The sequence below is a fragment of the Yoonia sp. GPGPB17 genome, assembly GCF_037892195.1.
Taxonomy (GTDB): Bacteria; Pseudomonadota; Alphaproteobacteria; order Rhodobacterales; family Rhodobacteraceae; genus Yoonia.
Genome location: NZ_JATACI010000002.1, coordinates 2,219,868 through 2,245,514 on the forward strand (window position 1 = coordinate 2,219,868; position 25,647 = coordinate 2,245,514).

At 56.0% G+C, this 25,647-nt stretch carries 23 protein-coding genes and 6 pseudogenes; 16 read left to right on the top strand and 13 right to left on the bottom strand.

Annotation, left to right across the window (positions count from 1 at the left end; translation table 11 throughout):
• Positions 1-47: 47 nt before the first annotated feature.
• A complete protein-coding gene (gene rlmN, locus QTO30_RS11940) occupies positions 48-1,223 on the top strand; it encodes a 23S rRNA (adenine(2503)-C(2))-methyltransferase RlmN (RefSeq protein WP_340424336.1) in 1,176 nt (391 codons plus the stop codon).
• Between the two features lie 34 nt (positions 1,224-1,257).
• Positions 1,258-1,674, top strand: coding sequence for a ribbon-helix-helix domain-containing protein (locus tag QTO30_RS11945; RefSeq protein ID WP_340424337.1), 417 nt, complete (start codon positions 1,258-1,260; stop codon positions 1,672-1,674).
• Position 1,675: 1 nt separating this feature from the next.
• Here the strand turns inward: QTO30_RS11945 and QTO30_RS11950 are convergent.
• Positions 1,676-2,523: pseudogene (locus tag QTO30_RS11950) on the bottom strand (LOG family protein).
• Between the two features lie 137 nt (positions 2,524-2,660).
• On the opposite strand from QTO30_RS11950, the gene dapD reads away from it, so the two are divergent.
• From dapD to QTO30_RS11965, 3 genes are all read left to right on the top strand, one after another.
• Positions 2,661-3,488, top strand: a complete 828-nt coding sequence (dapD, locus tag QTO30_RS11955; protein WP_340424338.1) for a 2,3,4,5-tetrahydropyridine-2,6-dicarboxylate N-succinyltransferase — start codon at positions 2,661-2,663, stop codon at positions 3,486-3,488.
• A 101-nt stretch (positions 3,489-3,589) separates the two neighbouring features.
• Positions 3,590-3,871 (top strand): hypothetical protein, encoded by a 282-nt coding sequence (locus tag QTO30_RS11960; protein WP_340424339.1) that lies wholly within the window; start codon positions 3,590-3,592, stop codon positions 3,869-3,871.
• Positions 3,868-4,197, top strand: a complete 330-nt coding sequence (locus QTO30_RS11965) for a hypothetical protein (protein ID WP_340424340.1) — start codon at positions 3,868-3,870, stop codon at positions 4,195-4,197. Before QTO30_RS11960 ends, QTO30_RS11965 begins: the two co-directional genes overlap by 4 nt.
• Here the strand turns inward: QTO30_RS11965 and QTO30_RS11970 are convergent.
• On the bottom strand, positions 4,194-4,595 hold the full coding sequence (locus QTO30_RS11970; RefSeq protein WP_340424341.1) for a hypothetical protein: 402 nt from the start codon (positions 4,593-4,595) through the stop codon (positions 4,194-4,196). The two genes, QTO30_RS11965 and QTO30_RS11970, sit on opposite strands and share 4 nt — an antisense overlap.
• 146 nt (positions 4,596-4,741) lie before the next feature.
• Here QTO30_RS11970 and QTO30_RS11975 point away from each other — a divergent pair, with 146 nt between their 5' ends.
• The 4 genes and pseudogenes from QTO30_RS11975 (at position 4,742) to rnr (ending at position 9,391) form a co-directional block, all read left to right on the top strand.
• Positions 4,742-5,449 (top strand): heme-dependent oxidative N-demethylase family protein, encoded by a 708-nt coding sequence (locus tag QTO30_RS11975; RefSeq protein WP_340424342.1) that lies wholly within the window; start codon positions 4,742-4,744, stop codon positions 5,447-5,449.
• A gap of 122 nt (positions 5,450-5,571) precedes the next feature.
• Positions 5,572-5,694 (top strand): hypothetical protein, encoded by a 123-nt coding sequence (locus QTO30_RS11980; protein ID WP_340424343.1) that lies wholly within the window; start codon positions 5,572-5,574, stop codon positions 5,692-5,694.
• Between the two features lie 87 nt (positions 5,695-5,781).
• Positions 5,782-6,926, top strand: a pseudogene (dapE, locus tag QTO30_RS11985) (succinyl-diaminopimelate desuccinylase).
• Positions 6,927-7,133: 207 nt separating this feature from the next.
• A pseudogene (rnr, locus tag QTO30_RS11990) lies at positions 7,134-9,391 on the top strand (ribonuclease R).
• On the opposite strand, the gene QTO30_RS11995 reads toward rnr, so the two are convergent.
• Complete coding sequence (locus QTO30_RS11995) at positions 9,372-9,794, bottom strand: DUF1801 domain-containing protein (RefSeq protein WP_340424344.1); 423 nt, start codon at positions 9,792-9,794, stop codon at positions 9,372-9,374. The pseudogene rnr and the gene QTO30_RS11995 overlap by 20 nt on opposite strands.
• A 122-nt stretch (positions 9,795-9,916) precedes the next feature.
• On the opposite strand from QTO30_RS11995, the gene QTO30_RS12000 reads away from it, so the two are divergent.
• Complete coding sequence (locus tag QTO30_RS12000; RefSeq protein WP_340424345.1) at positions 9,917-11,104, top strand: lytic murein transglycosylase; 1,188 nt, start codon at positions 9,917-9,919, stop codon at positions 11,102-11,104.
• Here QTO30_RS12000 and QTO30_RS12005 read toward each other — a convergent pair.
• The 3 genes from QTO30_RS12005 to QTO30_RS12015 form a co-directional block, all read right to left on the bottom strand.
• A complete protein-coding gene (locus QTO30_RS12005) occupies positions 11,084-11,569 on the bottom strand; it encodes a hypothetical protein (RefSeq protein WP_340424346.1) in 486 nt (161 codons plus the stop codon). The two genes, QTO30_RS12000 and QTO30_RS12005, sit on opposite strands and share 21 nt — an antisense overlap.
• Before the next feature lie 74 nt (positions 11,570-11,643).
• Positions 11,644-12,147, bottom strand: coding sequence for an RNA pyrophosphohydrolase (locus QTO30_RS12010; RefSeq protein WP_340424347.1), 504 nt, complete (start codon positions 12,145-12,147; stop codon positions 11,644-11,646).
• 52 nt (positions 12,148-12,199) lie between these two features.
• On the bottom strand, positions 12,200-12,694 hold the full coding sequence (locus QTO30_RS12015; protein ID WP_340424348.1) for a L,D-transpeptidase family protein: 495 nt from the start codon (positions 12,692-12,694) through the stop codon (positions 12,200-12,202).
• 135 nt (positions 12,695-12,829) lie between these two features.
• On the opposite strand from QTO30_RS12015, the gene QTO30_RS12020 reads away from it, so the two are divergent.
• Positions 12,830-13,399, top strand: coding sequence for a putative glycolipid-binding domain-containing protein (locus QTO30_RS12020; protein WP_340424349.1), 570 nt, complete (start codon positions 12,830-12,832; stop codon positions 13,397-13,399).
• A 42-nt stretch (positions 13,400-13,441) separates the two neighbouring features.
• Here QTO30_RS12020 and ribA read toward each other — a convergent pair.
• Positions 13,442-14,519 (bottom strand): annotated as a pseudogene (gene ribA, locus QTO30_RS12025) (GTP cyclohydrolase II).
• A 156-nt stretch (positions 14,520-14,675) separates the two neighbouring features.
• On the opposite strand from ribA, the gene QTO30_RS12030 reads away from it, so the two are divergent.
• Positions 14,676-15,362 carry a response regulator transcription factor gene (locus tag QTO30_RS12030; protein WP_340424350.1) on the top strand — a complete coding sequence of 229 codons (687 nt, stop codon included), beginning with the start codon at positions 14,676-14,678 and terminating at the stop codon, positions 15,360-15,362.
• Positions 15,363-15,588: 226 nt separating this feature from the next.
• Here the strand turns inward: QTO30_RS12030 and QTO30_RS12035 are convergent, their stop codons facing one another.
• From QTO30_RS12035 to QTO30_RS12050, 4 genes and pseudogenes are all read right to left on the bottom strand, one after another.
• Complete coding sequence (locus QTO30_RS12035) at positions 15,589-17,325, bottom strand: SulP family inorganic anion transporter (RefSeq protein ID WP_340424351.1); 1,737 nt, start codon at positions 17,323-17,325, stop codon at positions 15,589-15,591.
• A gap of 87 nt (positions 17,326-17,412) precedes the next feature.
• Positions 17,413-19,094: pseudogene (locus QTO30_RS12040) on the bottom strand (TIGR01244 family sulfur transferase).
• Between the two features lie 194 nt (positions 19,095-19,288).
• Complete coding sequence (locus tag QTO30_RS12045) at positions 19,289-19,498, bottom strand: YgaP family membrane protein (RefSeq protein ID WP_340424352.1); 210 nt, start codon at positions 19,496-19,498, stop codon at positions 19,289-19,291.
• Between the two features lie 183 nt (positions 19,499-19,681).
• The gene (locus tag QTO30_RS12050; RefSeq protein ID WP_340424353.1) at positions 19,682-20,356 is read right to left on the bottom strand and encodes a Crp/Fnr family transcriptional regulator; all 675 of its coding nucleotides are present in this window, start codon (positions 20,354-20,356) and stop codon (positions 19,682-19,684) included.
• 325 nt (positions 20,357-20,681) lie between these two features.
• On the opposite strand from QTO30_RS12050, the gene QTO30_RS12055 reads away from it, so the two are divergent.
• The gene (locus tag QTO30_RS12055) at positions 20,682-21,176 is read left to right on the top strand and encodes an acyltransferase family protein (protein ID WP_340424354.1); all 495 of its coding nucleotides are present in this window, start codon (positions 20,682-20,684) and stop codon (positions 21,174-21,176) included.
• Between the two features lie 404 nt (positions 21,177-21,580).
• Positions 21,581-22,308 (top strand): annotated as a pseudogene (locus tag QTO30_RS12060) (SGNH hydrolase domain-containing protein).
• A 265-nt stretch (positions 22,309-22,573) separates the two neighbouring features.
• On the opposite strand, the gene QTO30_RS12065 reads toward QTO30_RS12060, so the two are convergent.
• Both QTO30_RS12065 and QTO30_RS12070 read right to left on the bottom strand, forming a co-directional pair.
• Positions 22,574-23,323: a 3-keto-5-aminohexanoate cleavage protein gene (locus QTO30_RS12065; protein WP_340425925.1), complete on the bottom strand. Its 750-nt coding sequence runs from the start codon at positions 23,321-23,323 to the stop codon at positions 22,574-22,576.
• A gap of 17 nt (positions 23,324-23,340) precedes the next feature.
• Positions 23,341-24,660, bottom strand: a complete 1,320-nt coding sequence (locus QTO30_RS12070; protein ID WP_340424355.1) for an aspartate aminotransferase family protein — start codon at positions 24,658-24,660, stop codon at positions 23,341-23,343.
• Positions 24,661-24,762: 102 nt separating this feature from the next.
• Here QTO30_RS12070 and QTO30_RS12075 point away from each other — a divergent pair, with 102 nt between their 5' ends.
• A complete protein-coding gene (locus tag QTO30_RS12075; protein ID WP_340424356.1) occupies positions 24,763-25,323 on the top strand; it encodes a MurR/RpiR family transcriptional regulator in 561 nt (186 codons plus the stop codon).
• Between the two features lie 5 nt (positions 25,324-25,328).
• On the top strand, positions 25,329-25,625 hold the full coding sequence (locus QTO30_RS22100) for a MurR/RpiR family transcriptional regulator (protein ID WP_445327147.1): 297 nt from the start codon (positions 25,329-25,331) through the stop codon (positions 25,623-25,625).
• Positions 25,626-25,647 lie beyond the last annotated feature (22 nt).

The window sequence follows — 25,647 nt, forward strand, 5'->3', positions numbered from 1 at the left end:
CTCTTTCTCTTATACGGCCCCCAAACCCCGAATTGAGAGATCAGCCCATGGACGCCAAGGCCCCCATCACGCAGGACGTGCTGACCATTCCGCGCAAGCTGTCCGACGGACCACAGAACCTGATTGGTCTCTCCCGCGATCAGATGCGCGCGGCGCTGATCGCGGCTGGCACAGCGGAAAAACAGGCCAAGATGCGGGTCGGCCAGATCTGGCAGTGGATTTATCATTGGGGTGTGCGTGACTTTGGCGAGATGACCAATCTTTCCAAAGACTATCGCGCGATGCTGGCCGAGACCTTCGTGATCGAACTGCCCGAAGTCGTGACGCGGCAGGTGTCGGATGATGGCACACGCAAATATCTTGTGCGTATCGCCGGGGGCCATGAGGTTGAGGTTGTCTATATCCCAGAGACGGATCGCGGCACCTTGTGCATTTCCAGTCAGGTCGGCTGCACGCTGACATGTTCGTTCTGCCATACGGGTACGCAAAAACTGGTCAGAAATCTGACGGCGGCAGAGATTGTCGGTCAGGTGATGGTCGCCCGCGATGATCTGGAAGAGTGGCCCGCACCGGGTACGCGCAACTACGACTCACGTCTGTTGTCGAATATTGTTCTGATGGGCATGGGTGAGCCGCTGTATAATTTTGAGAATGTGCGCGATGCGATGAAGATCGCGATGGACCCTGAGGGGATTTCACTGTCGCGCCGTCGGATCACGCTGTCGACGTCGGGTGTCGTGCCTGAGATTGCACGCACGGCCGAAGAGATCGGCTGCCAGTTGGCAGTGTCGTTCCATGCGACCACCGATGAGGTGCGTGACCGCCTTGTGCCGATCAATAAACGCTGGCCGATCGCTGATCTGTTGGATGCGCTGCGTGAGTACCCGAAAGTGTCGAATTCTGAACGCATCACCTTTGAGTACGTGATGCTAGATGGTGTGAACGACAGTGATGAGGATGCCCACCGCCTGATCAAACTGATTGAGGGCATTCCGGCCAAGATCAACCTGATCCCTTTCAACGAATGGCCGGGCGCACCTTACAAGCGGTCATCCAACAACCGGATCCGCAAGTTTGCTGATATCATCTATGAAGCTGGCTATGCATCGCCCGTGCGCAAACCACGGGGTGAAGATATCATGGCGGCCTGTGGTCAGTTGAAATCTGCGACAGAACGGGCGCGGAAATCGAAAGCGCAGATCGCGCAAGAGGCTGGGCTTTAACCTCGCGTTTACCATGCGGATGCATGTTGGCGGAATGAACACGACCGCGACGATTCACATGCCACCCGAGATGGTCGCAGCCTTGCGCCAAATTGCCGGGGATGAAGATACTTCCGTGGGTGAACTGATCCGAGGTGCCGTTAAACGTGACCTCTATCGCAGAACGCGCGCGAAGACAGCTCGCAGAGCGGATGAGCGGCTCGTCGCGCCCTTGCGGGCGCTTCTCGCTGATGACTTGGCCTATGCCACCGGATGGGACGATTTGCAGGCGCGTTTGTCGCGCAAAGGATACCAATTGCGCGAAGCTGGCGGTGGGCTTGCCTTGCACAACAACGCTGGCGCGCGCATGTGCAAAGGATCCGACCTCGGCTATAGCTACAGCCGCCTGATGCGCCGCTTCAAAGCGCCATTTCCCGGACATAGTCACCGATACCTGCATACTGCGCGGTAACCTAACGCCCAGGGATCACCCCACGCTTCTCACCTTTGCCTTCCCAGTTTTCCAATGCCGCCACCGCATCTTCGGCTGTCTCGACGAAACGGAAAAGTTTCAGATCATCCGCAGAGATTGTCCCGGCATCCGCCAGCGCCTCCCAGTTGATGATTTTTTCCCAGAAGCTTTGCCCGAACAGCAAGAACGGCACCTGCTCCATCCGACCGGTCTGGATCAGCGTCAATGCCTCGAACATTTCATCCAAAGTACCAAATCCGCCGGGAAAGATGCAAACGGCAGATGCCCGCATCAGGAAATGCATCTTGCGGATCGCGAAGTAGTGGAAGTTGAAACACAGTTCGGGCGTGACGTAAGGGTTCGGCGCCTGTTCATGCGGCAGCACGATGTTCAACCCGATTGAGCGTCCGCTTAAGCGTCTTGCGCCCCACGGTTGCCCGCCTCCATCACACCGGGGCCACCACCGGTGACGATGACGTCGTCCGTGCCGCCGGTCTTCATTGATTTGGCGGTCATCATCTGCGCAAAGCGTTGTGCCTCGGCGTAGTATTTGGACAAATCCGCGAGTGTCTGCGTGCGGGCGGTGTCTTTCTTGGCCGGTTCAGGAATACGCGCGCCGCCAAAGAGAACGATGGTCGAGTTCACATCCGCCTCGTTCATCAACATCTCAGGCTTGAGCAGTTCCAACTGCAACCGCACAGGCCGCAGTTCTTCGCGACACATGAAATCTTCGTCTGCAAAGGCCAGCGCGTATGATGGCGCGCGTGTCTGGGCTGTGTCGGGGATATGACTTGCGGCTTCACGGTCTTCATGGCTGTCGCGGAACGGGTGGTGACGGTTGTCTTTCATTTGTTCTTGGTATCCTGACTTTGGTTCCGTGCAGAGTTGCCCGACCCAGCCCAAGATGCAACGCCCTACACATAGATTGATTGATCCGCCCCACCCCGCTAGATACCCGGGGAAACAGTCTGACCGGAGAATCCCCCATGTCCAATGCTGCCCTTGAGACCGCAATCGAAGCTGCGTGGGAGGCCCGCGATACAATCACCACATCAACAACCGGGGAAACCCGCGAGGCGATTGAAGACACGCTGAATGCGCTGGATAGCGGCAAGCTGCGCGTGGCTGAAAAGCAGAATGACGGCAGCTGGCATGTGAACCAATGGGCCAAGAAAGCGGTGCTCTTGGGTTTCCGCATCAAGGATATGGAACCACAGGACGGCGGCCCCCAAGGTGGCGGCTGGTGGGATAAAGTCGACAGCAAGTTCAAAGGTTGGGGCGCAAACCAATGGCAGGCTGCCGGTTTTCGTGCCGTGCCCAACTGTGTTGTGCGCAAATCCGCGTTTATCGCCCCCGGTGTGGTACTGATGCCATCTTTCGTGAACCTCGGGGCCTACGTCGACGAGGGTACAATGGTCGATACATGGGCCACCGTCGGGTCATGTGCCCAGATCGGCAAGAACGTGCACCTTTCTGGCGGTGTTGGCATCGGTGGCGTATTGGAACCGATGCAAGCTGGACCAACCATTATCGAAGATAACTGCTTTATCGGCGCTCGCTCGGAAGTGGTCGAAGGCTGTATCGTGCGCGAGGGGTCCGTCCTCGGCATGGGCGTTTTCATCGGCCAATCGACCAAGATCGTGGACCGGGAAACCGGCGAAGTCATGTATGGTGAGGTACCGCCCTATTCCGTCGTCGTCGCAGGCTCCATGCCATCCAAGAACAACGTCAGCCTGTATTGCGCGGTGATCGTAAAGCGGGTGGACGAGCGGACACGCTCCAAGACCGGCATCAATGAACTGCTGCGCGACTAGGCGTTTCAGTTCGAAATGAACCATCAATCGCTGCCTCTCCCTGACGGTCGAACGCGATTGCTCGTAAGGATATTGATTTTGGTGAACTGGAAACGCCAGAAATGATCATCAGCCGCCTTCTGGCGCGCAAGCGCATTGCGGCGGGCGTGCGCCCGTCGTTCAAGGCCGCATGGCTGCCGGTGGCGGCCGACATCGTGATTATCTCGCTTTTGCTGGCATCGCTTTTCTTGCCAGCGGTGTCTTTGACCATTGTGATGGACCTGTCGCTCTTTTTGCGCATTCTTGCGCTGATGCTGGTGATCTATGCGCCTTTGCAGATCGTGATTATCGTCTCAACAATCTGGGCGGTCCGGTCGCGCTGGGAAGAGAAAGAAACGAAATGAGCAAGAAAGAAAGCCGCCAGCAGGTCTATACGCTGCTTGTCGAAGTGGGCCGAAATACCGGCGACGGCCTGCCGGAAGAGGCAACGGGTGCGGCGCTGATGTGCTATGCCAGCGGTGTGGATGAGGCCGAAGCCGTGCGCGAAACCGTGGCAATCCTCAAACAAGCCGACCTCGCCCCTTTGGATGTGTCAGGATACGGCACGCTGGAAGAACGTCTGGCCGAGGGGCACGACATTTCGGACGATGAAAAGGCGCTGATGGCCCGCGCGCTGGAAGAAAACAGCGTGATCGTGGCGCAAATGACCCCGTTCTTCGACAAGGCCTAAACGGTACAGAGCATTGCAGATCGCATCAGGATCAGTGTGACGACGATCTGCAATACGGCAAATGCGATGACGAATGACCTGTTGGCATTCAAGACCATTAGTAACCTTCCACGGGCCGCAATAAGAAATGCAAAGAGCGTGCCCAACAGGACCAGGATCAACAGCATACTGGCCTGTGCACCCATCATTCCTGTCATACAGGCCGCCATTGAGATACTATTCTGTGCGGTCAGATATAACGCCAGTCCAGCGACCGCCCCCTGCCCCAGTGCAAAAACGTAAGGCAGCGGCGCAAAGAGGATGGCGCGATGACGGCGATAGGCGATGGTCAGCCAACCCAATGTGGCCAGTAAGACAATCGCCCAAGTCAATGCAGGCATAGTGGCAACGTAGAACATGAGCTGTACCTGTGCGACGTACTCAGGCGCGTCAAGCCAATATGCCGCCGGTCGCCATTTGACGCAGCCTGCCCCTATGGATTTGCGATTTAACTCGACCCTGACAACGTGCAAAGTCCAACCACAATCAACTACGATAGCCCACTATGGAACCGATCCTGCAAAACGCCCTGCCCGATTCGCATCTCAATGATCCACGACTGCCCGGCACAATGCCCTGTGATCCTGATGGATGGTTGCACGTCGATGATGCGTACGGCGCGCAGTTGGCCCTGCGCAGGAATCTGATCCATACGCAGCCAGATAAGGTGATTTATGAACCCCAAGAGGTCCGCGCCGCAGGAAGTGAGGTTTTGCACGAGGCCCTAAAACTGCTTTCGGGACTTGGGTTTGAGGTTTCTGAAAGCACGGTGACTTGTCCCGACGGGCACTGTCTTCAAATCAACCATGATCATCCTCTGCGCACCTTGGGCCATCTGGTGCAGGAAGACATCTGCATTCTTCAAAAGCGTGGGGACGAACATGTGTTGACCGGGGCGGTACTGTGTTTTCCGGCCAGTTGGCGTCTGGCCGACAAGGCCGACCGGCCGTTGACCGATATTCACGCCCCGGTCGATGAATACGATGACAACATCGCGCGCCGTGTGCAGCGCTTGTTTGACGGCGTGCGCGTGGGGAAACCCCTGTGGCGGTTCAACAAATTACGCTATGCGGATGCCGATCTGTATCAGCCAGGCCGCAAACCCGAGGACGGTGAGATGCCGTATGTCCGGTCCGAACGACAGTGCATCTTACGCCTGCCCCTTACAGATGCCGTAGTATTCACGATCCATACATATGTCGTGCGCGCATAGTCGCCGCTTTACACAGCCAGCGCCCTTTAAAGAACTGCCGGGATGGACCATATCTGTGTAACACGCCCCCGCTGTAGCACCTTTGCCCCAAACGCTGAGGGCATTTTAAAGAAAGACAGATCATGAAAAAGATCGACGTCGACGCCGATACCAAACGTTCCAAGTTTCTCATCAAGGCGATGATCTTTCAGGTCGTTTTGGTCCTGATCCTGATGTTCATCTTTTGGGCATATCTGGCGGGTTAACAGGACCGGGTGCTTTCGGCCCGGCATAAATCCAAAATTGCATCCTTGCATCCTTCCCGCTAGCCATAGCGCAAAGGAGCCTTACGCATGCCCATTGATCCCGTTGCCCTGACCGCTGATTTGGTCCGTTGCCCGTCCGTCACGCCAATCGAAGGCGGTGCGTTGGCGCTGTTGGAAAAAGTCTTAACCGAAGGCGGGTTCACCTGTAGGCGCGTCGACCGCGGCGGCGTGTCCAACCTATATGCGCGCTGGGGGCGGCAAGGTGCAAACCGGACCTTTGGCTTCAACGGTCATACCGACGTTGTACCGTTGGGGGATGAAGCTGCCTGGACAATGCCACCATTCGGAGCCGAGATTAAAGATGGCTTTCTTTATGGACGTGGTGCAACCGATATGAAGTCGGGTGTGGCAGCTTTTGCCGCAGCTGCGATTGATTTTGTGCAAGACACCCCGCCAGATGGTGCCGTCGTGCTCGCGATCACGGGGGATGAAGAAGGTGATGCCATAGACGGCACCATCGCCCTGCTGGACTGGATGCAGGCCAACAACGAAGCAATGACCGTGTGCTTGGTAGGCGAGCCCACTTGCCCCAACGAAATGGGTGACGCCATGAAGATCGGGCGGCGCGGGTCCATGACCGCCTTCTTCACAATAACGGGTGTGCAGGGGCACGCGGCCTATCCGCACGAGGCCAAAAACCCGATGCTTAAGCAATGGCCCGCATGATGGATGTTCTGTCCAGTCATGTGCTGGACGAAGGCACAGACCATTTCGACCCATCATCCTTGCAGATCTTGACCATCGACACCGGCAACCCCGCCACAAACGTGATCCCAGCGCAGACCAAAGCGACAGTTAACATCCGCTTTAACGATACACACACCAGTGCGGATTTGACGGCTTGGATGCAAGCGCAAGCGGATAAAGTCGCCAATACCTTTGGCGTTCAGATCGACATGCACTTGAGAATCTCAGGCGAAAGCTTTGTGACCCCTCCGGGCGACCTGTCCGATCTGATCGGCAAGGCCGTTGAGGCCGAGACCGGACGCAAGCCAGAGCTGTCGACGTCGGGTGGCACCTCGGATGCGCGGTTCGTCAAGAGCCACTGCCCGGTGGTTGAATTCGGGTTGGTCGGCAAAACAATGCATCAGGTGGACGAAAGGGTTGCCGTGGAACAGATCGGCCAGCTCAAGGCGATTTACACGCGCATTTTGACGGACTATTTTGCGTGATTTCGGTGCTTGCTGGCTACGCCGCCAGGTATCGTATGGCGGCTTCAGGTGTTCATTGCGGAATAAGGCATCTACAGATTGGGCGCTTAAGACAGCACCCTGGCTTTGTCGCAACCGGCCCGTTCAATGACAATGCTGCCATTCCGCATCAGGAACTGATCCCAGAGTTGTGATGACGCCCGCATCGCGGCGTGCTAGGCGGGTGACATGACACGTATTCCTTCCAAATCCGAAGTTCTTGCATGGATTTCCGAGCATCCGACAAAAGCGTCCAAGCGCGATATCGCAAAGGCCTTTGGTATCAAGGGTGCCGCCCGGATTGATCTGAAACGCCTGCTCAAAGAGCTTGAGGAAGATGGCAAACTGACCAAGCGCCGGAGTTCCTATCGCGATGCAGAGGAGCTACCGCCCGTCGCTGTGCTAGAGGTTGTCGGAACGGATGCTGATGGAGATCTGTTCGCCCGCCCTCTCGAATGGAAGGGCGACGGGGCTGAACCACGTATTCTGATGATGCTGCGCTCCAGCGATCCCGCCCTTGGCGCAGGTGATCGCATTTTGGGGCGGTTGACCGTCGACCAGACCGAAGACCACAGCCATACGGCCCGCATGATCCGGCGGATCGGGACCAACCCGCAACGTATCCTTGGCGTTTTCCGTCAGGCGTCCGAAGGGGGACGTGTCCTGCCCATCGACAAGGGCACCGACAAGCAATGGACCGTTGCAGCTGGGGCCACCGGCGGCGCAAAGGATGGCGAACTGGTCGAGGCCGAACAGTCCGGGCCAAAAGGCCGTATGGGTCTGCCCAAAGCACGGATTGTAGCGCGTCTGGGCGACCCGACCGAACCGCGCGCAGTCTCGCTGATTGCGATCCACCAACATGGCATTCCCGATCATTTCCCTGATCAGGTCGTTGCCGAGGCGGACAACGCCAAACCTGCTGGCCTGAAAGGCCGCAAAGACTTACGTGATCTGCCCCTCATCACCATCGACCCATGGGATGCACGCGATCACGATGATGCATGTTTTGTGGAACCAGATACTGACCCAAAGAACGCCGCAGCGGTTTCATCATCTGGGTCGCAATTGCAGATGTGGCCCACTACGTCACGCCCGGATCGGAACTGGACCGCGAGGCGCGCAAGCGCGGCAACTCCACCTATTTCCCCGACCGCGTTGTGCCAATGCTGCCAGACCGGTTGTCCGGCGATCTCTGTTCGTTGCACGAGGGGGTGGAACGCGCGTGTCTGGCCGTTGCAATGCGTATTGATATGGCTGGCAACAAGATTGATCATGCCTTTCATCGCGGGTTGATGAAATCGGTTGCCTCTCTGAATTACGAAGAAGTTCAGGCTGCCGTTGATGGCGCGCCAAACGACAAAGTGGCTCCGATGATGGATGAGGTCATCACGCCGCTCTATCAAGCCTTTGCCGCCCTGATGAAGGCACGCGCCCAGCGCCAGCCCTTGGAACTTGACCTGCCAGAACGTCAGATCGTGCTGAATGATGCAGGCAAGGTCACATCCGTGCAGTACAAAGAACGGCTGGATGCCCACCGGCTGATCGAAGAATTCATGGTGCTGGCGAATGTGGCTGCGGCCGAAACGCTGATCGTCAAGAAGTCACCGCTATTGTTCCGGGTCCATGAAGAGCCAAGCCCCGAAAAACTGGACACACTGCGCGAGGTTGCAACAGCATCTGGCCTTGTGCTTGCCAAGGGTCAGGTTCTGAAAACCGCACATCTGAACAGGCTACTGAAGGGCGCGAAAGACACCGAGCATGATGAGCTGATCAACATGGCGACCCTGCGGTCGATGACGCAGGCGTACTACTTTCCCGAAAACTTTGGCCATTTCGGTTTGGCTTTGCGCGCCTATGCGCATTTTACGTCGCCCATCCGCCGCTATGCAGACCTGATCGTGCATCGGGCGCTAATCAAAGCGCACGGCTGGGGCGATGATGGTCTCAGCCCGTGGGATATTGAACACCTGACCGAGACAGCCAAGCAAATCAGCGATACGGAACGCCGGTCGATGACAGCAGAGCGTGATACCACCGACCGCTATCTTGCTGCATTCCTGTCGGATCGCATTGGGGCCGAACTGACCGGGCGGATCAGCGGCATTGCCAAGTTTGGTGTCTTTGTGAAACTGGATGAAACCGGCGCCGATGGGATGATCCCGATCCGCACCTTGGGGCGCGAATACTTCCACTATGACGCGGATAGTCAAACTTTAATGGGATCAGACACCGGCATGGTGATTGCGTTGGGGCAGCGCGTGACCGCGAAACTGGCAGAGGCCGCCCCCGTCACTGGCGGATTGATCGTTGAGTTGTTGACACTTGAAGACCGCATCATGCCGCGCGGCCCGTCGAAGGGACGCGGAAAACCGCCGCGACGCAAGATGGGATCAGCACGCAAGAAGGCCGCCAAAACAGCGCGAAAGGTCAAACGGACGCGGAAGTAGCTTTGCGTGTATGATAGGTCAGGCCGTGGTGCACCAATAGCCGCAGTCGCGCAGGCACAATGTCATCGGCGCTGTGGAAAACCACCGCGCGGTTCCCCTCAATCTGATCCATATCGGCAAAGCTCGCCGCATAGGTGCTGATGATGTCGGTGCCGCAATGGGCAAAAATCGCCGCTCCGCCACCTTTCGCCAACCCGATCCTCAAGGTCGAGCCTGATTTCGTTTCAGGTGTGAGGTAGGACGGCTGACCCCACTTCAACGTTTCTTCCAGTTGTCCCACCTCTGGCGTGGTTTCCGCGACCTCAAAGATAAGATCACGCAGCGCAAGCGCCATCTGTCGTTCAGTCTTTGGAAAGGCTGCAAAAACACCAGCAACCTTGTCGCTGGCAAAGGGGTATTTCATGGCAATGTCACCTTTGTCTTCTTTCATCCGCAACATACCGGCAAAAAGCTGCGCCTTGAACAAGAGTTGATTTTAGCTGGCATCAGATTGCGCTAGATTGGGATCAAAACAAGGAGGCAGACATGCACCGCAGGCAATTCATCGCAACAACCGTTTCCGCACTCGCGCTACCCACTTTGCCTTGGGCGCAGGCCGCAGGGTTTCAAAACTGGGTCGCGCAATTTCGCGGGCGCGCGCGTTCCGCTGGCATTTCGGATCGGACTTTCAATGCCGCTTTCGCCGACGTGCGCTATCTGCCCGACAGTATCGAGCGCGACCGCAACCAGGCCGAATTCGTGCGCCCCTTGGCTGATTATATGTCCACCGCCGTATCGGACGCACGTGTCAGCAACGGAGGTGAGATGGTGCGCCGCTACGCAAATGTACTTGCGCAGATTGAAGCGCGGTTTGATATCGAACCACAGGTGGTCGTGGCTGTCTGGGGCATGGAAAGCAACTATGGTCAGCGCCGGGGCGATACGCCTTTGATCTCGACATTAGCGACACTGGCCTATGATGGGCGCAGGGGGCAGTTTTTCGAAAGCCAGTTGATCGCTGCGTTGAAGATCCTGCAAAATGGGGATGTGGCCCCCCGCAACATGACCGGTTCATGGGCCGGGGCCATGGGCCATACCCAGTTTATCCCGACTTCCTACGAAGCCTATGCCGTCGATTTCACGGGCGATGGGCGGCGTGACATATGGGCCGACGATCCCAGTGATGCGCTAGCCTCCACAGCTGCCTATTTTCGCCGCTTCGGTTGGCGCAAGGGCCAGCCCTGGGGTGTTGAGGTGCAATTGCCGCCCGGCTTTGATTTTGGTCAAACGGGCCGTACCGTGACACGCCGCCCAAGCGCGTGGGCGCGGCAGGGCGTGGTCGGTACTGATGGGCGCGCTGTGCCTGACTACGGTGATGCCACACTCAGCACACCGACAGGGGCGGGTGGTCCGGCCTTTTTGTTGTTCCGCAACTACGATGTGATCGGACGTTACAACAACGCCGAAGCCTATATCATTGGTGTCGGCCATTTGTCGGATCGCATTCGCGGGGCAGGCCCCTTGCAATCTGCATTCCCGGCCAATGAGCGACGACTACGGCGCGCGGAACGACGCGAGCTGCAACAGCGCCTGACAAATGCCGGTTTTTCCACGCAGGGTGTCGATGGGCGTATCGGTCCAAACTCACGAGCCGCGATTCGCGCCTATCAACGCAGCGCCGGCCTGCCGCCCGATGGGCATCCGTCGCTGGGGTTACTGCAAAGGCTGCGGTGAACAGGCGCCGCCCTGCATGCAAGAGGTCAGCATTTCAATGACGGCTGCGCTGGGTTCTTCAAAAATCATGCCACCGCATGGACCCGCCTGCATTGTAACTGGTGGGTCACTGGCTGCGACGAAGTAGACGGCATCAACCCCACTGCGGGCAGAGCCGCACCATGGTCCGCCGCATTCAATCTGCAAGGTGACATCGCTGTGATAGTCAATCGTAAACCCATCCCGGCTCAGGCCGTTTCCGGCAAACCGGGCTGCAATCGGATCAGGTGCGCGTGTCTGGTTCGTTAAGACACCTGCTGGCAGTTCAGCCTCATCAAAGGTCAGTTGCCCATAGAGTACAAAGTAGCTTTCTGGTGCAGCAGCCAGCCGCTGAAACGTCTCAATCGGATCGGGGCGCAGGCAGCTGAGCGCGTTGCCTTGTGCCGCGATCATCGCAAGAGCGGCGGCAAGAAGAAGTTGCTTCATTCATCTGTCCTCTTCATTCGATACCTTTGTCGGACGTTTGTTTGGCGCTGATCCTTGGGGCCTCACATGGAAGATCAGAGCTTGGGGCCAAACTCGGCAAGAACCTGTTCATACACCGCGCGTTTAAATGGCACGATGTTGTCGACAATCTTGTCTGCCGCCATCCATTGCCACGCCGTGAATTCGGGCGTCTTGGTATCCAGATCAATCTGGTTGTCCAGCCCGTGAAACCGCATCAAAAACCACTTCTGTTCCTGACCACGATAGCGACCTTTCCAGATGTTTGGCACCAATGCATGCGGGATATCATAGCGGATGAGCCCCTCACTCTCAGCTTCAATCGTGACCAGCTTGGGCGGAACGCTCGTTTCTTCCTCAAGCTCGCGAAGCGCCGCGTCGCGGCTGGTTTCGCCTTTGTCCACACCACCCTGTGGCATCTGCCATGCCTCTGTATCGCGATCCTTGCGTTGCGCGACAAAGACATGCCCGCGGGGATTGACCAGCATGATACCGACACAGGGTCGATAAGGCAGTTCAGCGATTTCGTCAGGGGTCATAAACGGGCCTTGGTGTTTCATTTGGGGGCGATCCTTTTTAGGTTTGGCCTAAGAATAAGATCAGTACCAGCGGTTATGCGATAACAAGCCTGGTTTCATGACGAATACGCGCAGCGATCCAGCGCAGGTGATCTGGGCGGAAGGCCACGCAACCGGCGGTGGGGCGACCGGGACCACGCCACGCGTGGACAAAAATGGCAGAACCGCGGCCTTTGATGGCATAGGGCCAGTTCCAATCAGTCAAAATCACAAGGTCGTACATGGGATCAGCCCTGCGCAGCCGTTCATGGCTATAGGCATGCGGTGTCCGCACCATCAGGTTATAGTCTTGGTCCTTCACATCATCCGACCAAAGGTCACCGGGCCCAATTGGTAGCGCCCAATCCGCAGGGCGCGCCATACGGTCAGGACGGTAGAGCATCCCCACAATGCGATGTGTTCCACGGGGTGTGGCACCGTCACCCTCTTTCTTACAACTGGTCAGACCACCACGTCCAATCGTGCAAGGGAAGCGCCGATTCATAAAGCGCAAGTGCGTTGGGGTCAGGACAAGATCAGAGTGTTTCATACCTGATGCATAATAGGTCAGGCCGGATCTGTCAGCAGCGTTCCCTTTTCCATCTGACAGCAAAGGCCGCATGCTCTTTACAAGCCAATTCCATCCTCACAAGGTGCCATGTAAAGCAGACAGTTAGGATGAGACATGATTTCTGTACGTTGGCATAACTGGAACGGTGCCGGGCTAGAACATTGTGTGTGTCGCTATGACAATGACGGATTGAGTCTCGAAGGTGTGGTGGCTGGAACCCGGCATGGATTGTATGGTGCCCACTACCTTGTGCGCACAGATCGCCTTTTCAGAACACGCGAGGTGACCGTCAACTATGTGGGCGGCGCGCGCATGCATGTCGAAGCGGATGGCGAAGGTAACTGGACAAACCGCCACGACCATCAGCCCATTGCAGCGCTGGAGGGTTGCATTGACGTCGACATCGGCGTGACGCCCGCCACAAACGCCTTGCCTATCAAGCGCTTGCAGCTGCGCAAAGACGAAAGTCAGGACATACTGGCAGCCTATGTGCCACTGCCCGATCAAATCGAAGGGGATTTTCTGCCGCGCCCGGCCCCACAACGCTATACATGTTTGGTACCAGCACAGACATATCGCTACGAAGGCCTTTTTCGAGGGTTCACAGCGGTGCTGGAAATTGATCAAGATGGGCTAGTGATCGACTATCCCGACACCTTCAGACGGGTGCCCCTGTCTGCGTAGGTCAGTAGGTCAAGGGTCGGCCTGAGCAAACAGACCCTTAACCTACAACAAATGCCCTGACTTCGCGGCTTTCGTCGCCAGATACGCATGGTTATGTTTGTTTTCGCCCACTTTCAGCGGCACCCGTTCGGCCACGGTAATCCCGCAGGCGTCCATCCGTGCCACCTTGGCCGGATTGTTTGTCAGCAACCGCACAGCACCAAAACCCATACGTTTCAATATCTCAGCACCAATGCGAAAATCACGTTCGTCATCTTCAAAACCAAGGCGGTGATTGGCCTCGACCGTATCGAACCCTTGGTCTTGCAGGGAATAGGCGCGCATTTTGTTAGCCAACCCGATCCCGCGCCCCTCCTGATTAAGGTAAAGCAGCACGCCTGCCCCTTCAGCACCCATCTGTGACAGCGCCCCGCGTAGCTGTGGCCCGCAATCGCATTTTAACGACCCTAGCAGGTCGCCAGTAAAACAGGCCGAATGCAACCGTGATAGAACCGGTTTGCTGCGATCCGGTTGCCCGATCTCTACGGCATAGTGTTCCTCCGCCCCATCATCGGGGCGAAAGATGTGCAAACGTCCGGCCTCGGACACATCCAATGGCAAACGGGCCGAGATAATGGGGTTTAGCGGGCTCAGCCCGGTATCCAGAGCCGCATCTGCCGGAACCAGCGTGAGGTTGTGCTGCTCTGCAAACGCTGACGCGTTGTCCAACGACAAAACGACGACCGCGGGCAGCAGGCGCGCGGCCTTCACCATTGCGATGGCTGCACGATGCAAATCCGCCTAGCCCATCTCGCAGGGTTTGCAACGGCCCCTTCATCGGCGCACGCAAATCATCTGCGGGGTCTGCGACGGCACGCACCCAGTTCATCGTGACATCAAGTGGAAGCACGATCCGCGCAATATCCCCATCATATGCCCGCGCCTTGAGCGTTTGCGCACGTCGCCCGGTTACAGCCAAAACGGCCTGCCCGCCCAATGTGCGCAAATCAGCCAGCCGCGCGGCATCCAGCGTCTCGGCAGACAAGACCAAAGCCCCGCCATCAAGCACGACAGGCACGCCCATACGCAAATCGGCCCGGGCGCGGGCCAGCCGTTCTGTGGTATCGGGGGCAAATCCCATGTCATCCACCTCTCATTTGTTTCAACTGATAGCTGTTTCTGACCCAAAGTGAAACATTTGCACTTTAAATCACACGACCGTGTGAAACCGCGAAGGGAGCGGTTGTTTGAAACGTAAACAAAGCACAAATCTAAGTTCACAACCAAGGAGCATGTCATGGGACAACTCAAAAAGATTCTACTCGTCGACGATGACGATGACCTGCGCGAAGCACTCGGCGAACAATTGCTGATGACCGAAGATTTTGACGTCTTTGAGGCAGACGATGGGGCCAGTGCAATGGTGAAGGCCAAGGAAGGCCTTTATGATTTGATGATCCTTGACGTGGGCCTGCCCGACACGGATGGCCGCGAACTATGCCGCTTGATGCGCAAGCAAGGGGTGAAATGCCCGATCCTGATGCTGACCGCACAGGACAGTGATGCAGACACTATTCTGGGGCTTGACGCAGGGGCAAACGACTATGTGTCTAAGCCCTTCAAATTCCCGGTTCTTTTGGCGCGCATCCGCAGCCAGTTGCGCACACACGAACAGTCCGAGGATGCTGTTTTCCAGCTTGGGCCCTATACCTTTAAGCCTGCCCAGAAGATGCTGGTGACAGAGGACGAAAAGAAGGTCCGCCTGACCGAAAAAGAGACAAATATCCTTAAATTCCTGTACCGCGCGACCGAGGGTGTTGTGGCCCGCGATGTGCTGTTGCACGAGGTTTGGGGCTATAACGCTGGTGTGACCACGCACACATTAGAGACACATATTTACCGTCTTCGCCAAAAAATTGAACCAGATCCGTCAAATGCCCGCCTTCTTGTCACCGAATCCGGTGGCTATAGATTAGTGGCGTAGTACTCCGCCCGGTGGTCTTGAGTTTTCCCTCTCTTGATCACCGGGTTCCCAAGATCCCGCCGGAGATCGGGTTATATCTCCACCTCCCTGTTGGACTTGCCCGGACCTTGTGTCCGGGCTTTTTTTGCTCCGCAACGGCGACGCATGACGTCCTTCAAAAACAAACTATGCGGCATTTGTTCTTGCGTCGCGCCCGGCCCCTATGGCTGGTCAGCCTTGGATCACTCTATTCGGCAGCATCTGCCGCCAGGGCCTTCCAAGCCGCGTAATGAGACAGGTAAACTTTGCCGTTTAAGCTATCTGGAAAGTGTGACCGCTGCAGCCGATCCATGACCGGCCCTTTCACCTCGGACAGGTGAAGACCGACGTCCATATCTTTTAGTCGGTGATTGATGGCCTCAAGGCTTTCGAGGGCAGAGTAATCAACTTCGTTCACCGCAGAGAATATCAGAACGACGTTGCGGATCGTTTGACCATCGGTCACGCGTTTCTGTATCAGGTCTTCGAGAAATCGGGCATTCACAAAGTAAAGGCTTTCGTCCACGCGGAGCGAGACCAAAGTCGGGTCAGTTTCGACCTTGTGACGATGGATATTCCGGAAATGCTGGGTCCCTGGCACTAGGCCAACTTCAGCGACATGAGGGCGGGACGTTTTGTGAAGATGCAGCAGCACCGAAATCGCGACACCAGACGCGACCCCCACTTCAACCCCCAGACTAAGCGTGAGCAGAATAGTTGCAGTGACTGCGATGAAATCAGCACGAGAGTAGGCCCAAGTTTTCTTGAGGATCGACAAATCGACAAGGCTCAAGACCGCCACGATGATTGTCGCGGCCAACGTTGCATTGGGTAAATAATAGACAAGCGGGGTCAGAGCCACGGCCGCAATGGCCAGGCCCATAGCCGTAAAGGCCCCTGCCGCGGGTGTCTCTGCCCCGGCGTCGAAGTTCACGACTGAGCGCGAAAACCCACCTGTGACGGGATAGCCGCCGGTGAAGGCCGCCCCAATATTGGCGGCGCCAAGGCCGATCAACTCCTGATCGGGGTCAATGCGCTGCCGCCTTTTGGCAGCAAGGGTCTGTGCGACAGAAACAGACTCGACAAAGCCGATCACGGAAATCAGGATTGCCGGGACCAATAGCGCGCGCATTAGGTCGGGCGCAAAGCCCGGCAGCGTCAGTGGCGGCAGGCTTTGCGGCACATCACCGACGATATTGACGCCTCGCGCATCCAGACCAAAGCCCCACGTTACCAGCGTGGTGGCAACGACGGCGGCCACAGGCCCTGCCTTGGTCAGAATGTCAGCCAGAAGCGCCGATGCGCCAAGCCGCTTGAGTGTGGGTTTGAGGTTTGTGCGTACCCAGAACAGAAAAGCCGTCGCCGCAACGCCGATGATGACTGTAGTCAAGCTGACATCGGCGAGGTGCTCAAATATCGACCTCACCATCTCGGGCAACGTATGGCCGTGTGCGCTGATACCCAGAATATGCTTGAGCTGACTTGTCGCGATAAGGATGCCCGATGCTGTTATGAAACCCGCAATCACGGGGTGAGAGAGGAAATTGGCAAGAAAACCAAGACGGAAGATCCCCATCAGCACTAGAAATCCCCCTGAAAGAAATGCCAGCGTCAGTGCGGCCACTGCGTAGCCCGCAGTCCCCTGTTCCGCCACTTGTCCAATCGCCGAAGCGGTCAGGAGCGAGACAACCGCAACCGGTCCAACAGCCAATGCGCGGCTGGTTCCGAATATCGCGTAGAGAATAATGGGCGCGATTGATGCGTAGATCCCTGCTTCTGGCGGCAGTCCTGCAAGCAAAGCATAGGCAAGCGATTGCGGGATCAGCATGATCGTCACAATAACCGCAGCGATCATATCGTTCGACAGCGCGGTGCGGTTGTAGGTGCGGCCCCAGTCGAGGACCGGGAGATAACGAGAGAGTTGCATCCGTTGCGGGGCTTTCATGTCAAATGCCGACGGTTCCGTGCGGTTCCGTCGGCACTCTCACCCCGACCTGTTCGCGAGTCTGGGCAAGGGTTAGCTTTTGCCGATTTACTCGGCCGTAACGTTCAGTTTTTCGGGCTTGGCCATCCATTCCTTGCCCTTGAGCATGGCCTTCCAGTAAACCGGTGGCAGCAGGGTTTCTTTGAGGAACCAGGCTGCCCGGCTTGGCTTGGTTCCATCCATCAGGAAGGACGGGAAACTTGGCTTCAGGGCACCGCCATAGCCAAACTCGGCCAGCACAATTTTGCCACGCTCCACTGTCAACGGGCAGGATCCGTAGCCATCGTATTGCGCCACGGCTGAGCGCCCGCTGATATCTGCAACGATGTTGTTGGCCACAGTCGGTGCCTGTTTGCGCGCCGCCGCTGCCGTCTTGGCATTTGGTGCATTCATGACGTCACCAAGCGACCAGATATTGTCGTAGGTTTTGTGGCGCAGCGTTGTCTGATCCACATCAACCCATCCAGCAGCGTCGGCCAAAGGTGATACCCGGATGAAATCCGGTGCAGTTTGGGGGGGACAGACATGCATCATGTCGAACTCGACGGTCACTTCGGTAGGATCGGTATCGGGCTTTGCAACCTTGAACGTCGCTTTCTTTGCTGGGCCATCGACCGCGACCAGATTGTGGAAGAAGTTCAACGTCGCATCGTATTTTGCAACGTAGTCCATCAATGCCGGGACGTAGTCTTTGACGCCAAACAGCACACCGCCCGCATTCATGAACTGGATATCTACATCCTTGAGTGCACCATTTCGAAACCAGGCATCGCCCGAAAGATACATCGCTTTCTGCGGTGCGCTTAGGCGCATTTGATCGGCATCGGTGGTTGCGTGAACAACGCACGGCCTTCTTTCAGCTCTTGCACAAGTTGCCATGTATAAGGAGCCAGATCATAGCGATAGTTGGAGGTGACACCATTGCGGCCCAATGTATCTTCCAGACCTTCAACCTTGTCCCAATCCAGCTTCAAACCAGGACAGACGACAAGACGGTCGTATTTCACGACGCGACAACCATCTAGAATGACCGCATTGTTTTTGGGTTCGAATGCCGCGACGGCAGCTTTGATCCAATGCACGCCTTTTGGGATCAGGCTACCCATCGTTTTCGCAGTTTGCTGAGCATCGAAGATACCGCCACCCACCATCGTCCACCCCGGCTGGTAATAATGGATGTCAGCAGGGTCGATGATAGCGATGTTCAGCCCCGGTTTGCGGGACTTCAGGCTGGCAGCCACGGAAATGCCGCCTGCACCGGCACCAACTATGACTACTGAGAAATGAGCATCACCTGTGTCGGTGGGGGTCTTGCCCCCATTGGCAATGCGGCGGGCAACACCGTTCATGTCATACCCCGCAGCCTTGGTCGCGGCGAGGATTTCGGGCATAGGCCGTTTCTTGGACTCGTGGAACGACCACAGCGTCGCCGACCGCGTGCCCGTGCGACAATACGCGAGGACAGGCCGCTGGATGTCGTTCAGCGCATTGCTGAACGCCGTCACATCATCGTCTTTAACCATTCCGGTTTGCACTGGTACATAGCGCGCCTCAATACCTGCGGCCTTCGCAGCCGCTTCGATCTCTTCAAACGAGGGTTGATCGGCACCTTCCCCATCGGGGCGGTTGCAGATGATGGCGCGAATGCCAGCCGCCTTGATGTCGTCCATGTCGGCGGCGGTGATTTGCGGGCTGACGATGACTTTTTCTGTGATTTTCTTGAGTTCCATGGGTCCCTCCTCCGGACGTTTTACAAACCGTTGACCGGCACCTTGAGCATCGGATTACCATCCAGATCGGTTGGCACTTCTTTTGTGATATAGCTGATGGTAGTCATCGCCTCGTCAAAGTCGGAAGGTTGCAATGAGGCCAGTCGCGACGCTACCTACAAGCGAGACCCAAGTTGCAAAGGCCGTTTCGACTGTCAGCAGTCCTGGCACGTCTTGAGGCCAACAATGCTGTAGAGCAGGCAGTTGCCGACAAAAGCGGTCAAGGTGAAAACGCCCGCGACAATCAGTGCCAGCCAGAACAGGATACCGGATCCAAGCATCGCTGTGCCGAAGGCGACAAAAGCAATTGCTGCCGCGATGAAGAGCCGCAAACCACGGTCAATTTTTCCCATGTTAGTTGTCATGTCTCACTCCATAGAGAATCAATGATGAGACAATTGCATGCGCAGTTTGAAAAGTTTGGTGATCTAGTCACCAAGACGATTCCTTTCTTAAGATGCCACCCTGAATCAAGGGGCAACCGTCAATCAACTTACAAGCGACGACCGCGATAGACTTGCAAGGCGTTTCTCAACGGATCACGTCAGCTATGCATGCGCCCCGGCAGATTTGACCAGCCGCTCCAGACCGTCTTTCCCGATAAGGCGCACTTCACCGCGGGACTGTTCAACCCAGCCTCGGCGCTGAAACTCCGATAGCGTTCTTGAGATCACCTCCCGTGCGGTGCCCAATTCGGTGCCCAAGACGGCATGCGTCGCATGTATGACATTGTCTACGTCGGCAAGTTCCAGCAAGCGGGACGCCAGACGCACATCCATGCGTTGAAAGACAATGTCATCGATTAGCGTGAAGAGATCGGTAATCCGACGTGAATAGGCCGTGAAAACGAATTCCCTGAACACCGGCGACTTTGCCACAAGATCGTCAAACGTCTTGCGCGGGATCGCGACGGCGGTCACGTCGGTTTCGGATTTGCCTTCCGCCGCATAGTCTTCAAAGGCAAGCATACAAGCCGTCGTCAGGACACAGCTCTCACCCGCATGGACACGGTAGAGAAAGATTTCGCGCCCCGTCTCGGACTTTTGCTGTACTTTCACGGTCCCATCCAGAAGCAGCCACAGATTGTCAGCGGTCTGCCCCGGCGCAAATATCTCGGTCCCCGCCAGAACCGACACGATCTGGCTTCCTGCTTCGAGTTCTTTGCGGATATCAGTAGGCAGTAAGCTAAGCCCCTTGAATTTGTTGATCCATGACTCATCCATTTTCTTATGTCCCAGGCAGCGTGTTAATAAGGGTCGCGGCATGACAGCGCCCGGATCGTAACCGCACTTTCAAATCTGGACGGAAGATACTTGGTTAAAAACACCAATCCTACCAACTTCGGTTTCTGGTCTGCCCAGAAGCCAAACAGCATCCAAGAACGTCGACGTCCGTGACACACGGTGCCAGTAGTCCAGACCGATGGCGGCCCCAGCCATCTGAATTGCGATCAAACATGTTTAAAGGTAGATCACGGATCAACGCTGGAACAAGCCCTATCAACGTAGTAAACATTATTCTACTCTTCCTGCATCAAATGGATGATATATGGAGCACAAGTACCGGCCAGAGGTCGATGGACTTCGCGCAATTGCCGTAAGTGCCGTGATCGTGTCCCACATGGGGGACCCATTTTCGCACTATCTTAGGGGTGGTTTTATCGGCGTTGACGTCTTTTTCATCATTTCCGGCTTTCTGATCACAGGTATTCTTTATCGCGAAATGAATGCCGACAGTTTTACCTTTCGCAACTTCTATGAACGTCGGGCTTGGCGCATTTTACCGGCGCTGATCCTTGTCACGCTTGTATCTATTCCCTTTGCATGGACGTTGATGTCACCCGAACAGCTCACCGAATTTGGTGCAAGTCTGATTGGTATCGGCCTTTTCGCCTCAAACATTTATTTTTGGCTGACTTCTGGGTATTTCGCCCCCGCTGCCGAAGAGCTGCCGATGATCCACACATGGTCCCTGGCGGTCGAGGAACAATTCTATGTCCTGTTTCCGCTTTTGTTTCTGTTTTGTGGCGACGCAAGAAAATAGTGATTGGATTGGCTTTGGCCCTGATCGGCAGCCTCGTTTTAGCCGAGGTTATGGGGCGGTTCGCCCCCTCAGCGGCGTTCTATCTTGTGACGTCGCGGGCATGGGAGCTATTGGCGGGCAGTTTAGCCGGATATCTTGTGGCGCATTATGGGTTGCCAGATGGCGCATCGGGACCCGCAGGATGGCGGTTTCTTGGGAGGCATCGGACCGTGCTGGGGTGGATTGGCGCGCTTGGAATTGTGGGATTCGGCCTCGCCGGGCAGGTTCAAAACGGATTTGGCGCACAGCGGTTCGACCCCATCATATTGGCGGCTTTTGATGCCACAGCCTCCAGCCCAGATCGCGACAAATGCCACAATCTCCCACCCGATGCGGCCTGTCAGTATAACGTCGGTTCATCACGTATGCTCACAGTTATCGGTGACAGCCACGCAGTCGAACTCAGTTATAGCCTGCAAAACACACTTGAAGGCCATGACTATGGTGTGACGCACCTATCACGCTCTGGTTGCCCACCGGCTCTACTGTTTAAGACAAATGTAGACGGCTGTACGGACTGGACCACATCAAGCATTGACGCTCTGGAACAAAGCCCCCCGGGGTAGTTGTCTTGGTCTACCGGCATGCCGCATATCTTTATGGTCTCAACGAGCGTGCTGATATCGCCTACCCCAACCTGCCAGACACCCCCTCCAGCATTTTGGCCAACGCGTCAACGGACGCCAAACGCGCTGCCTATTGGGCATCGTTGGAAACCATGGTGACACGTTTACGCTCTTCGGGTCATGATGTGATCCTGGTTCAACCCTTTCCCGAAATCGTCAGGCCTATGACAGCTTACCTGTTCAAATCAGATCTTGATGTCGAAACTGGCTCCATTCCTGCGGTCTCTAGAGCATATTATGAAGCACGGTCGGCTGATGTGCGACAACGTCTAATCGCTTTGGCTGAGGGACAAAATGGTGTTGAGGTTTTCGACCCATTGCCAGTCTTTTGCGATGATCAAAATTGCTATGCAATGCGCAGTGGGGTACCTCTTTACTTTGACAGCGATCATCCAAGCGTTGCAGGAGCCGACCTCGTAGCAGCCAGCCTGAAAAGCAGCATTTTACACGGCCAGTTTGCCCAGTAAGTGCAACGTATTATCATTTGAACATCCAGGATTTTACCGCGCGCGTCGCATTTGAAGCCACTCTTTGAGGATAGGCCAAAACCGTCTGCAATCCAAGCTGACAAGCAATTGTCAAAGACCGCCCACGTCAATGTGTGATGCCATGTTTTGATGGCGGCGACGCTCCGGTGGCGCAATTGCCGCCATAGGGCGATTGTCTTGGTGCCTTGCTGCAATCATCCTCGCATCAGACAGGTTCTTCCTGAGGCCGGTGTCTGAATGAGTGTCACACCGTAGAAAGCAGTGCTTCCTTCAGATCCGCAACTTTCTGCGCGTTATCCTTCGCAACAGAACCGGAGCTGAGTATCCGCGAATTCTCGAAACCAACCCGACACTTTCCCCCCAGCGCGAAAGCCTTTGATAGGCACTCAGTTTCCGTCGTTCCGAATGCACACACAGCCCAATCTGGATTGATCTCTCGTTCTGTCAACCAACGCAAAAATGGCGCAAGGTCGGCGGGATCGGCGGTTGAGGTTGGGCTGTGCCGCCCTAAAACAAACAGGATTTGCAGCGAAGGATCCATCAATGTGCTGCGCGACACTATGCTTTCCAGCAGCGCGCAATCGGTCTTGTCATACAATATATGCTGGATCGCGATTCCCTGGTCAGCGCATTTGTTGTAGAACGATGCTGCCGTTTGTGTTCCAGCGCGGCAAATTTCACGTACCGCAGCTGATACCATGGTCGCACCAGATCGCAGAGCAACATCCATTTGCACATCAACGTCGTAGATGCCGACCGCCTCTGTTGTGATCTGAACCGCCATTTCTGGCACCGCATCTTGGAGTGCAAGCAACAACTTTCGATACGATTCAACATTCAAAAGATGCCGCCCCGCATCATCACGGATATGCGCATGAATCCCATCTGCTCCGGCCAAAAAACACGCCTTTGCACATTCGACGATTTCCGCTTGCGTTAAAGGAACCTCGGGGTGATCAGTCTTAAGAAGTCGCGCACCATTTGGGGCAACCATGATCTGAGGCAGCGGTCTCAAATCACGCCCTCTACACTTTTTTGAAGCTTGTCGACCAACTCATCAATTTGGCTTTCAGTGCAGATAAAAGGCGGCGCCAGCAGCACATGGTCGCCATTTTGGCCATCGATTGTCCCGCCCATCGGGTAACAGATCAAACCATTCTCCATTGCTTTTGTCTTCAAGCGCGCCGCCAGTTTCCTGTCCGAGTCAAACGGCGCCTTCGTTTCTCTGTCGGCCACAAATTCAAGCCCGCGGAACATGCCGCGCCCACGGATGTCACCCACGTGCGGGTGTTGCCCGAAGGCTTCTGACAACGCCGCGCCAAAGTACGCACCAATCTGCGCTGCTCGGGCTGTCATGCCACCATCGGTCAGTTTCGTCACAACCGCATGCGCGGCGGCGCATGCAACGGGATGACCAAGATAGGTGTGCCCATGTTGGAAAAACCCACTGCCATTCTCAATCGCGCTATAGATGCCACCGCTACACAACATGGCCCCAATCGGCTGATACCCGGCACCAAGCCCTTTGGCGATCGTGATGATATCCGGGCGAACGTCGTCCTGCTCGCACGCAAAAAATGTGCCAGTGCGGCCCATCCCGCACATGACCTCATCGAGGATCAACAGAATGCCGTATTGGTCGCAAATCTGGCGAATGCGTCTGAAGTAGCCTTCAACCGCCGGAACAGCACCTGCCGTGGCACCAACCACCGGTTCAGCAAGAAATCCGATCACAGTTTCGGGGCCGACACGCAACAATTCTTCTTCGAGTTCATTGGCGACGCGCTGACCAAAGTCGTAAGGGGTTTCATCATCGGCGCGGCCCCGATATTCGAAGCACGCGTTGATGTGACTGGCCGATACCATCACTGGATCAAAGGGTTCTCGCCGCCACGCATTGCCACCTGTGCCCAAAGCACCCAGAGTATTTCCATGATAGCTTTGGCGGCGAGAAATGAACCGCGTGCGTTCGGGCTGGCCAATTTCAATCATATACTGGCGGGCAAGTTTCAGTGCGGCCTCGACGGCCTCTGACCCACCAGAAACCAAATAGACGCGGTCGATTCCTTCTGGCGCATGGGCGATCAGTTTCGCTGCCAAAGCTTCAGCCGGGGCCGATGTCAGGAAACCAGTGTGTGCAAAATCCAGAGAATCAAGTTGTGTTTTGATGGCTGAGATGACGTCTGGATCGCTATGGCCAAGGCACGAAACAGCAGCACCACCCGAGCCATCAAGGTAATATTTTCCCTCACTATCAATGATATATATCCCGTCACCTTTATGGGCGGTCGGTAACACGGCCTGTGTGTGACGCGGAAAGACCTTTGACATGGTGCACCTTGGGTTTGTGAGATTGAATGCAATGAAACAGATGATTCGGGTGTTGACAACGTGTGAAACAATTTGAACATTGCGTCTACTGGGGGATAGGGTTTGAACGCAAAGTTCGAAGCACGGCTGCAAAAACGATATGGTGACCTCAGCGGGTCGCTTCAGTCGGCTGCAGATTTCATTACCGAAAACCCAATCGATGCAGCAACACGCCCACTCCGTCATGTGTCAGGCGAAAGCGGCATTTCACCGGCCGCGTTTTCCCGCCTTGCGCGGGCGCTTGATTACGAAGATTTTGCTGAACTGCGTGAAGAGTTACGGGTGAAAATATCAGACCGCGTTAACCGATTTGCGGATCGCGCTGAACAACTACACCACGATCACAGCGCGCAGAACGCGCATTTTATTGATGCCCATCTTGCTGCGTGCCAATCAAACCTTCAAACGCTTGTACGCGACATTGATCGAGACGCACTTGATGTTGCAGTTGATCGCATTTCTGTCGCACGAAAGGTCCTATTGCTGGGCGCACTTGGGTCGACCGGCGTCGTCGAATATTTGTCATACCTCGCGAACTTCTGCGCCGAAAACTGGATGATGGCGTCCAGAATGGGCGCGTCGTTGGGTGGGGGCTTGCCGGACTTGATGAGCGCGACGTTCTGATCATTGTGACGAAGCCACCGTTCTCGGGTCGCGCCTTACGCGCGGCGGAAATGGCAAAGTCCCAAGGCGTCTATGTTGTCCTGATCACCGATACTCATAGCTGCCCCGCGCTAAAACATGCGGCGGTGTGTTTTATTGTGCCGACAAACAGTCCACACTTCTATTCGTCATACGTCGTGACAATGTTTCTTGTTGAAACCCTGATTGGGGTCTTGGTCAGCCGATCCAATTCGGATGCGCGGGCCAGGATCGCTGACGTTGAGAATGCAAACAGGGTCCTGGCGGAAGTCTGGGATCTTTAACCCACGAAGAACATTACACCAA